Annotated in this window: 10 protein-coding genes; 3 read left to right on the plus strand and 7 right to left on the minus strand. The window is 41.7% G+C overall.

Annotated elements, in window-relative coordinates; translation table 11 throughout:
• Position 1: 1 nt before the first annotated feature.
• Positions 2–457: a methylglyoxal synthase gene (locus ACFO4O_RS13905; RefSeq protein WP_382409531.1), complete on the minus strand. Its 456-nt coding sequence runs from the start codon at positions 455–457 to the stop codon at positions 2–4.
• Positions 458–833: 376 nt separating this feature from the next.
• Between ACFO4O_RS13905 and ACFO4O_RS13910 the strand changes: the two genes are divergently transcribed.
• Entirely contained in the window at positions 834–1,928 is a 1,095-nt protein-coding gene (locus ACFO4O_RS13910) for a serine hydrolase domain-containing protein (RefSeq protein WP_382409533.1), read from the plus strand.
• Between the two features lie 132 nt (positions 1,929–2,060).
• Positions 2,061–3,182 carry a glutathione S-transferase family protein gene (locus ACFO4O_RS13915; RefSeq protein ID WP_382409535.1) on the plus strand — a complete coding sequence of 374 codons (1,122 nt, stop codon included), beginning with the start codon at positions 2,061–2,063 and terminating at the stop codon, positions 3,180–3,182.
• Positions 3,183–3,232: 50 nt separating this feature from the next.
• On the opposite strand, the gene ACFO4O_RS13920 is transcribed toward ACFO4O_RS13915, so the two are convergent.
• The 6 genes from ACFO4O_RS13920 to ACFO4O_RS13945 all read right to left on the minus strand — a co-directional run bounded on the left by ACFO4O_RS13920 (position 3,233) and on the right by ACFO4O_RS13945 (position 8,030).
• Complete coding sequence (locus tag ACFO4O_RS13920; protein WP_382409537.1) at positions 3,233–4,687, minus strand: cellulase family glycosylhydrolase; 1,455 nt, start codon at positions 4,685–4,687, stop codon at positions 3,233–3,235.
• Positions 4,688–4,974: 287 nt separating this feature from the next.
• Positions 4,975–5,490: a prepilin-type N-terminal cleavage/methylation domain-containing protein gene (locus tag ACFO4O_RS13925; RefSeq protein ID WP_382409539.1), complete on the minus strand. Its 516-nt coding sequence runs from the start codon at positions 5,488–5,490 to the stop codon at positions 4,975–4,977.
• 88 nt (positions 5,491–5,578) lie between these two features.
• A complete protein-coding gene (locus tag ACFO4O_RS13930; protein WP_382409541.1) occupies positions 5,579–6,271 on the minus strand; it encodes a hypothetical protein in 693 nt (230 codons plus the stop codon).
• Positions 6,272–6,610: 339 nt separating this feature from the next.
• Positions 6,611–6,754 (minus strand): hypothetical protein, encoded by a 144-nt coding sequence (locus ACFO4O_RS13935; RefSeq protein WP_382409543.1) that lies wholly within the window; start codon positions 6,752–6,754, stop codon positions 6,611–6,613.
• 36 nt (positions 6,755–6,790) lie between these two features.
• Positions 6,791–7,255 (minus strand): hypothetical protein, encoded by a 465-nt coding sequence (locus tag ACFO4O_RS13940; RefSeq protein WP_382409545.1) that lies wholly within the window; start codon positions 7,253–7,255, stop codon positions 6,791–6,793.
• Between the two features lie 643 nt (positions 7,256–7,898).
• The gene (locus ACFO4O_RS13945; RefSeq protein ID WP_382409547.1) at positions 7,899–8,030 is read right to left on the minus strand and encodes a hypothetical protein; all 132 of its coding nucleotides are present in this window, start codon (positions 8,028–8,030) and stop codon (positions 7,899–7,901) included.
• A gap of 925 nt (positions 8,031–8,955) precedes the next feature.
• Here ACFO4O_RS13945 and ACFO4O_RS13950 point away from each other — a divergent pair.
• Positions 8,956–9,262: hypothetical protein (locus ACFO4O_RS13950; protein WP_382409549.1), on the plus strand; the 307-nt coding region annotated here is incomplete at its 3' end.

Consider the following 9,262-nt stretch of genomic DNA (forward strand, 5'->3'; position numbering starts at 1 on the left):
ACTACTCTCGAGACTGCTGGTATGCCTCATAGTCGGGCACTCGGTATTCGTATTGCTCAGTTAGCATAGGCGAGGTAAGTAAATAGTCTGCACTGCTTGGGTTACAGGCAACAGGAATATTCCACACCGCTGCTATGCGCAGTAGCGCTTTTACATCAGGGTCGTGAGGCATAGATTCCAGAGGGTCCCAAAAGAAAATGAGCACATCGAGCTGTTGCTGCGCGATGCGGGCGCCTATTTGTTGGTCACCCCCAAGTGGACCACTCAACAAAGGCTCAACCTTCAATCCGGTCTCGTGTGCAATCACATTGGCCGTTGTGCCGGTGGCAAACAGCTCCTGGTGTTTAAGGTTATCGTGATGTTTTTTACACCAGCGACTTAGCACTGGCTTCATATGATCGTGCGCGACAAGTGCAATTTTTTTTGTTTTTGGCGCTTTAGACAGCATGAATTTCATTGTTCTTATCCCTTAATGTTTTGTGCATCACTCGCATGGTCATACTTAACTTACTATGCAGCTTTATGCGCAACTTTATGTGCAACGTCATTTGACATCTCATTTGAACATAACACGCTTCGGCCCCTCTGCTGCGCACTAAATCATGCATCACTAAATGAGTCATCCTGAAGTCGATTCCCTTAAGCTTTCCACATTTTGCGAGGCAATTCATCTATAAAATATTATTTTGTGGTGACGCTTATTGTGTTTATATGTGTTTAGATTTGTTTGAATACTTGGCGCTAGCTTATTTATGCATTTGTCTCTTTATCTGTATCAAGTGCCTATCGTTTACTAGCTAACCTGAATAAAAACAGCACAAGGACACTTTAATATGTTGATGCGCCTCGCTTCTATATTTTTAGCACTGCTCAGTGCTTCGTTCACGGCACATGGCCAATCGGCTTATTTCCCTGAAAAGCATGAATGGCAGAGCAAACAGGCCGAGCAGCTCGGCTTTAATAAATCGGCGCTGAACGATGCTGTAAGCTTTGCCCAAAGCAACGAATATAGTGGCTCAAGAGATTTGAGAATAGCTATTTTCGATGGATTCAAACGAGAGCCGTTTCATGAAATATTGGGGCCGACTAAAAAACGCGGCGGCCCCGCGGGCATGATCCTTAAAGACGGATACATTGCCGCGCAATGGGGCGACCTAGAACGCGTAGATATGACGTTTAGCGTGACTAAAAGCTTTCTCTCTACACTCGCTGGACTTGCACAAGACCAAGGCCTGATATATTCGGTTAACGATAAAGTCGCAAACTACGTTTGGGACGATACCTTTAGAGGCGAGCATAACCAAAAAATTACGTGGCACAGCTTACTTAATCAGTCTTCCGATTGGTCGGGCGAACTATTTGGCATCAAAGACTGGGCAGACCGCCCGCCACAAGAAGGCGGTATTGACGATTGGAAATATCGCGTTTTAAATGCCCCAGACACTGTTATGGAATATAACGATGTCAGAGTAAACGTACTGGCATATTCACTCCTACAAGTATTCAGACAACCCCTTCCGCAGGTTCTAAAAACGCAGATTATGGACAAAATAGGCGCCTCAAGCACTTGGCGATGGTTTGGCTACGAAGATGCTTGGGTGACGATAGATGGCCTTAAGATGAAGTCGGTTACCGGCGGCGGACATTCAGGCGGTGGTGTGTTTATCAATACGCTAGATCAAGCGAGATTTGGCTTGCTGGTGCTCAATAACGGTCGATGGAAAAATGAGCAAATTATTTCAAAGCAATGGTTAGACTCAGCCATTGAGCCGTCAAAAGCGAATGCAAGCTATGGCTACATGTGGTGGCTGAATAAAGGGCCCAGAAAGTGGGACGAAGTAGAAGACAGCGATATGTTTTATGCTGCAGGCTTCGGCGGTAACTTTATTGTGGTTGACCGCAAAAATAACATGGTAATAGTAACGTGATGGCTCGAGCCTTCGAAAATTGGAGAAATGGTGTCGAAGGTGGTTAGTGCAATTGACTAATGGCCCTTCATTATTGAAAACAGAGGCTCGCCTAAGAGGCAGCTTTATTCAAAAGCAACTAGGAAGAAGTTTATGCAGGAAAAGTACACGCATTTTGGCGTAGAAGTTTCACTTTTTAGTGGAAAAACGCGCGCATATTTGCGCTACAAGCACATTCCGTTTGTAGAAGTAACGCCCTCTGCAAAAGTCATTAATAAAGAGCTGTATCCGCAAACAGGTATGAGGATGATACCCGTTGTAAAAACGCCTGAAGGTGAATATTTACAAGATACAACAGATATTATCGACAAGCTTGAGCAGCGTTTTCCTAGCCACAGCGTGTACCCTGAACAGCCCTTACAAAAGTTTTTGGCGTATCTGCTGGAGCTATATGCAGATGAGTGGTTACTGCTGCCAGCTATGCATTATCGATGGCATTACAAGCGCGACCACCTCTGGTTTATTATGAAGGAGTTTGGCAACTGTATGATGCCATCAATACCCCGTATTTTTAGACCATTTGCCGCTTGTTTGCCTGCGCTTTATTTTGGGCGTTTGTACAAGCCTGTGCTTGGCGTAAGCAAGCAAAACTATCGTCAGGTAGAGGCCTTTTATTTGCGGTTTTTAGAGTCGTTTAATAAGCACCTCGATTCAATACCATTTGTGCTTGGAACGCGTCCTTCAATCGCCGATTTTGGGTTTATGGGTCCTTTATATGCTCATTTATACAGAGACCCGTATTCTGGCAAAGTTATGAAGACACACGCGCCTAATGTAGCCCGATGGGTGGAAAGGATGAATCAGCTTGACACTTACGATTTTGGTGAAGACACCGGCTTTGAACGAGGCGCGCAAGTCGCAGAACACCTCGTACCTATTCTAAGTCAATTGCAAAACGACTATTACCCTATATTACAGGAAACTTCCGAGCGCATTGCCAAGCGCGTCAAACAAAAACCCAACGAACGCCTGCCGCGATTTTTAGGCAAAATGACCTTCACTTTAGAGGGCGTAGAAGAAACACGATACGTGAATACCTACGCTCAGTGGATGTGGCAGAGGGCTATTAATTATTTTTATGGTTTATCTGAAGCAGAGCAGCAAATAATACGTGAGGCTTTAGAGGCCAAAGGCTTAAGCAAGCTCGTTGCCGCTCCAATTAAAGAGCAGATTGAGCGCAGACAAAACAAACTCTATCCTGTGAACGCAAAATAATCACGACCTGAGCCCTATTGGCTTAGCTCAGGTCGTTTACTTTTTTGTGCTTAGTAAGCACTCAAGGTGAATTTTTGAGAGCCCCAAGTATCGCGCAATTTGGCTTGTCGCATCACATCCCACTGATTTTCAGGTGACGAAATGTATTGCTGTGACCATTGGTTTTTGAGGCGGTACTGGTTTCCTGTTTTCTCAATAAACCAACGCTGAGAACTCCATGAGCTATTCAATGGGTCGATTTTAATGGGCGCCCATTCGTTTTTAGAAGACGCAGTTAGATACATCCCCGTCCAAACATTTCGAATGCGGAAGGTGTTATTCCCAGCACTTTCGATTACCCATTTTTGTGAACCCCAGTTTGGAACAAGATCAACGCTCTGCACATCAGCCCAGCCCGCATTGGCGCTTGCGTGTAAATAACGCCCTTTCCAACCATCTTGAATACGCTTTTTACCGGTTACGCCGCTGGTAGGTTCGTCATCTTGTAAACCGTGGTCTTTAGGCCAATATGTACCTATACCAGACGCCGCTCCATACCCGTTTTTAACGCGATTTTTATAGGTGCTGCTGAATTTTAAGTCATCATTATCAAGGTTTTGATTAGTATTTTTATAGTTAAATACCGGTGACCACTGCATCCATGAGTACCCTCTGTCTTCCATTACCTTTATGTTGTCTACTAAAAATTCATAGTCAATGGGATAGTAGTTAGCGTCGGTTAAGCTATAAAACTCCGTGTTGATTGTGGGAAACTCATCACGATACTCATCGGCTTTGTCGTGCTGAACGCGCTTGCCTACAATGTATTCATATATGTGATAGCCCACCGATGCATTGCTGTAGTCAATACCTGATGAATTGTTGCGAATATCGGCAACAGGAAGCGCACTTGGATTATTCGGTGACCACAATATCAAATGGGTGTTTGGAGCAAGGTTTCTTACATAACTATACAGCGCAGACATGTTTTGTTTTGCACTGGGAATATCAGGTTCGTTTACTAGCTCATAAATAACATGGGTTTTGTTTTTATATTTGCCTGCGTATAAGCCCCAAAAGTCTTTCGATTTTTGTAGATTTACTGTTGTCCCAAATTCAATGTGCATGTTAATAACGGCGTAAATACCGGCCTCTTCAGCCCAGGTAACGCAGCGGTCGATTAAATGAGAGATTTTGTCTTTGTGGTCTTCATACCATATGTCGCCTTTTTGCATGTAGGCCCAATTGCCAATCCAAGGAGAACAACGTACCAAGTTCATGTTGTAGTCTTTGGCAACACTCATAAAGTAATCTTTATAGGCTTGGTCATTATTTTTCATGTCAGAAATGGCAAAGATATCAAGAAAAAATGGCGCGCCTCGGAGCTTTACGCCGTTGTCTGCCACAACGTTGTTATCACTATCTATTTTTACCCGGCCTCTAGCTGCATCGGCCATACTGCTCATGGTAAAGAGGGTGAGAAAGGTGCATAAAAGTACCAGTTTAAATGCGTTAAATTGAATCATGTTGTATTCGCTCGTTGATTTTAAGAAGTACTGCTACCCCATGATGTCCATCAGTCGGGGAAATCTTAAAACTACGAGCCCAAACAATCATCAACAAAAATATAACATTATTTTTACACTTAAAAAGCGTGATAACTTATGAAATTAATTAATTGAATTACTATTTATATCGTAAAAAATCTTTATATTTTAGTTATATAAGTATTTTTCGGAATGGAGCGGCTTCAAAATCGCATTTTCATTTAAGATTTTTAGTAGCAATGCGCACTTACATTTTGCGACTAATGTTAACAACCCGTAAGCCTCGTAAATATGAGAGGTTCAGACGTGTTAGATGCGTTTGCGTTGAAGTAAGTAACTGAACAATCGTTAGTCAAAGGGTCTTCTCCCGCGAAGGTAATGCGCATTTGTGAATTGCTTGCGTCAATCGACACCGTAAGTTGTGTTGAATCGATATCAATAAAGCTGTCTATGCCATAAACAGGTGGGGTGGCACTTAGGTCAGATTGAATTTGGGTGTACCCGTTTACGTCTGGATAGCCCAGATGGGTTTGCACGGGTACGCCCGCAACTTCTACCTCAGACCTGCTATCGGAATTAGGTAGGGTATGCACGCCATTCACTACCGCTTTTGCAAACACAAGTTTGGCTGCGCCTTTTAACGCAGCTTCAACACCAACAATCGTTTGCTTACGTGCATCAGTCTGAATATCAATGAATCGGGGCGCTGCGGTGACCGCTAAAATACCCAAGATCACGATGACGATGATAAGCTCGATTAAGGTAAAACCTTTTTGCTGCATGCGAATTCCTAATAACTTCCGATAAGCAAGACCATGCTTATGATCTTATAACTGCTAATATGATTTATCGGCAGCTTGGCGCCTTTTATTAGTCCTCTGTACTGAACAAAGCGTCAAAACTTTCACCTTGCTTAATCCTGTCGAGCTTCGCGTAGAATTTCCTCTTATCAACGGAGTCGACGGCTAATCTTGCTGCTTGATAGTTTTTAAACGCGTTTTCATTATAAAACTGATGCCCAAAAAACAGCGCTTTAACCGCCTCTACCTCTGCTTCATCCATGGAGATGTTCTCTGGTAAAAAAGGCTCCCTAAAATCGACCGTTAGTGAAATGCCTTCCTCAAACCATCGTGGCATTTTTAACATTTGCGTTAACCAACCAAGCCGCTCATATATTTCAGCGTGTACTAATTCGTGAGCGGCCACGTCTACATTTTGTCCTTTTGGTCCTAAAACCAAACAATTATTGAATGGGCTAAAGTGAGAGCTTGCTGTGGTGGAAGCAAAAAATTTATCAGATTCGTCTTTGTTTAAGGTCAAGATAATAGTGGGCCTTGCCGTCATCTCCCCAAATGTATCTGATACTCTTGATCTAGCATGTGCGAGAAACGCCAAGTCATCCTTGTTTCTATTATCACTAGTAGCGATAAATACATTCGGCGCAACTTGCTCGTAACCCAGTGGACCGGCGGCTTCACAGGCGATTGCACCTTTAAAAAAATAGAGCGGTGTTCCGATTAAGATAACACTCAGTGTTAGGTACAAATACGATGACTTTTTCATTTTAACTCCTTATCAAGGGGTCAGGTTCCTTGAAACCATCCTCTCTGCTATGTGGAAGAGAGGCGCTCCTCGATTATTTCCATATTAAACAACATAAAAACATGGATTGATATGTTGGGAACAATAATTCTAAAGCGGCGAGAAAATTGATTTTTAACTTAAAAACAAACTTTTAAACATCTTATTTTAAATCGCTTCTCGTTTCACATTAACAGTCAAGCCATATTTTCTATTGAGCAGCAAATCAGCGTGAGCTAAAAATCAAAATACCTTTTCAAGGAATCTGACCCCTAGACTCGAACGAATGCATAACAACGCGTCATACCGTCTTGAATGTAATCACGCGATCAGATAGGCCAGCAACGCGCCTGCTGCAATCATCGCCAAGGAAATTGCAACCGCTTGTAACCATTCTCGGCGCGCTTCCCGTTGCATCTCTGCAAGGTGGGCTTGCCATGTTTTTGGTGGTATTTTCAATCTCATATCTTCCTCAATAACGAGTAAGCCTCTGTAAAGTCGCTAAAACTGTGTGTTCAGGCATTCTTTCTTGTCTTTAGCGTGTAACCGAGATTCCTCGGTCTGCTTTTTGAGGTTGAATTTGTCAAATTCTACATCAAGCATAACCAGCTCATTCCACTTCAAATTTGTTTTGATTGAACCGGGTGATTTTGAGAAATCTAAAACGAAATATTCAACTTCTTCCTGAATCGCTACTCTACTTGTTCTGTCGCAGATATAATGCTCAACATGTTGCATGGACCCAATTAAAAAATCTTCATTAACAATAAATGCAAGAATTGATGGGCCGATCACTGTCTTCGTATTTCCATACTCGTCTGTGTAAACAATTTCATTTGAATAGCTACTTACTGTCTGGTCAACGAAATACTGACTATTGCCAAGTCGCATAAGATCGGATTCAGATGACGGCGACATCATAAAGCTGGCGTTAAACAATAAGGCTAGAAAAACGTGCGTAATCATCGATTAAATCCTATTTTATTTTCGGTGAATTTTGATAATTTATGGTATAGGGAACTCCATCACCAGCAACCACCTCTCCAATTTTTGTCTCAATATTCCTGAGAGTGTTTCCCGGTCCGTCTTTTTGGTCAAAATCATATTTTTCCGCGTTTATTGTCACAACACCATCAGTTGAAGTGAGTCTCACATTTCCATGAACGAGAAAATCACCTATACCTTTAACCGATGCATTAACTTGTCCATCTTCAGGTATTTCTGCATGTGGCTGAACAATATCAAGGGGTCAGGTTCCTTGAAACCAACCTCTCTGCTGTATGAAAGAAAGGCGCTCCTCAATTATTTCCATATTAAACAACATGAATAGATATGTTGGGAACAATAATTCTAAAGCGGCGAGAAAATTGATTTTTAACTTAAAACAAACTTTTAAACATCTTATTTTAAATCGCCTCTCGTTTCACATTAACAGCCAAGCCATATTTCATATTGAGCAGCGAATCAGCGTAAGCTAAAAATCAAAATACCTTTCAAGGAACCTGACCCCTAGATTCGACAATAAAACCAGCAAAAGAGCGGGCACCGATACACTCAATCCCCCTTTTCCAGCATTACCAACCTGGTTGACGTTCCGTTGCCAGCTATGTCACTGCACCAGATACGCCAGCAGCGTGCCTGCAGCAATTACCAAAAGTGAAATCGCTATCACTTGTAGCCATTCTCGGCGGTCTTCTCGTTGCATTTCAGTGCGGTGGGCTTGCCATGTCTTTGGGGTCATATCCTTCTCAAATTAATAAATAAGTTGATTAATTCGATTTCAAAATGTTACAACGGCCCAGACGAATAATTAACTAAAATTATAAACAATGATACTGGTGCAACGCTTATGAAGATTGTACTCAATATTAATTTAATAGAACCTTTTGAACTCAAGTTAAAAAGATTAGAAACACCCCAACCAATTATTGCTGACACAACTGCTGGCAAGATAAAGATACTTGACATATACCCAACGTGTCTTGCGATAGAATCAGCAAATAACTGTATGTAAAAAAAGGATAAAATTAAAACTGCGACCTCAAAAATAAATATTAGAGCAAACTTATTTGATGATGTAGCCTTTACATTTTTGTTACTGATCGACATCTGTTTTTCTATCCTCATGTAAATCAGGATTCAAGCCCTTAGGATCGAAACTCTCTGGTATTTCGCCTCCAGCACCATTTATCAAATTTCTCGTAGTAGTATTATCAAGGGGTCAGGTTCCTTGAAACCATCCTCTCTGCTGTATGGAAGAAAGGCGCTCCTCGATTATTTCCATATTAAACAACATGAATAGATATGTTGGGAACAATAATTCTAAAGCGGCGAGAAAATTGTTTTTAACTTAAAAACACACTTTTAAACATCTTATTTTAAATCGCCCCTCGTTTCACATTAACAGCCAAGCCATATTTCATATTGAGCAACAAATCAGCGTGAGCTAAAAATCAAAATACCTTTCAAGGAACCTGACCCCTAGATTCCGTCCTAAGATTCCGTCCTACGGTTTTTATCTAAAAATCTTCGAAGAAGTTGAAAGCATCGGACAAACAATGCATTTGCTCTTATTGCACTATATTAGAGTGTCATCCCTTTTTGTATTTGTCGTGCTGGGTATTTTTTCACTAATGCTAGTGGCATATTTCAACCATGGTGTATCAGTGAAGGAGTTTGGCGACCATATCACTTCTTACAAGCATGCTGGTGTATACGGCGGGTTATTTATTGTGATAGCGAGCTGGGTTGCGTTTGCTGCACCGGCTGCTTTTTGTAAAAAGCGTAGAGGTATATTCGTTTCTCTGCTCGTTGCTGTTTTACTCTTTTTTACATCAACGTCTTTTAATTTTGTTGTACCGACTTGGCTAGCTCAAAATGCTATCAACGCTGAAAAATTTTGTGAAGTGACGAAGAAATCTAAATTTTATAAATCGCTAAATTCGAATCAACAAACTATTGTGATAAACGAGG

This window comes from Glaciecola siphonariae (assembly GCF_042652645.1).
In the GTDB taxonomy this organism is placed as follows: domain Bacteria; phylum Pseudomonadota; class Gammaproteobacteria; order Enterobacterales; family Alteromonadaceae; genus Glaciecola; species Glaciecola siphonariae.

What these genes read in the sequence shown, in the direction of transcription:
- ACFO4O_RS13945 (WP_382409547.1), bottom strand. Translation starts at nt 8,030, where the DNA reads ATGACCCCAAAGACATGGCAAGCCCACCGCACTGAAATGCAACGAGAA.
- ACFO4O_RS13910 (WP_382409533.1), top strand. Translation starts at nt 834, where the DNA reads ATGTTGATGCGCCTCGCTTCTATATTTTTAGCACTGCTCAGTGCTTCG.
- ACFO4O_RS13940 (WP_382409545.1), bottom strand. Translation starts at nt 7,255, where the DNA reads ATGATTACGCACGTTTTTCTAGCCTTATTGTTTAACGCCAGCTTTATG.
- ACFO4O_RS13925 (WP_382409539.1), bottom strand. Translation starts at nt 5,490, where the DNA reads ATGCAGCAAAAAGGTTTTACCTTAATCGAGCTTATCATCGTCATCGTG.
- ACFO4O_RS13935 (WP_382409543.1), bottom strand. Translation starts at nt 6,754, where the DNA reads ATGAGATTGAAAATACCACCAAAAACATGGCAAGCCCACCTTGCAGAG.
- ACFO4O_RS13915 (WP_382409535.1), top strand. Translation starts at nt 2,061, where the DNA reads ATGCAGGAAAAGTACACGCATTTTGGCGTAGAAGTTTCACTTTTTAGT.
- ACFO4O_RS13920 (WP_382409537.1), bottom strand. Translation starts at nt 4,687, where the DNA reads ATGATTCAATTTAACGCATTTAAACTGGTACTTTTATGCACCTTTCTC.
- ACFO4O_RS13930 (WP_382409541.1), bottom strand. Translation starts at nt 6,271, where the DNA reads ATGAAAAAGTCATCGTATTTGTACCTAACACTGAGTGTTATCTTAATC.
- ACFO4O_RS13905 (WP_382409531.1), bottom strand. Translation starts at nt 457, where the DNA reads ATGAAATTCATGCTGTCTAAAGCGCCAAAAACAAAAAAAATTGCACTT.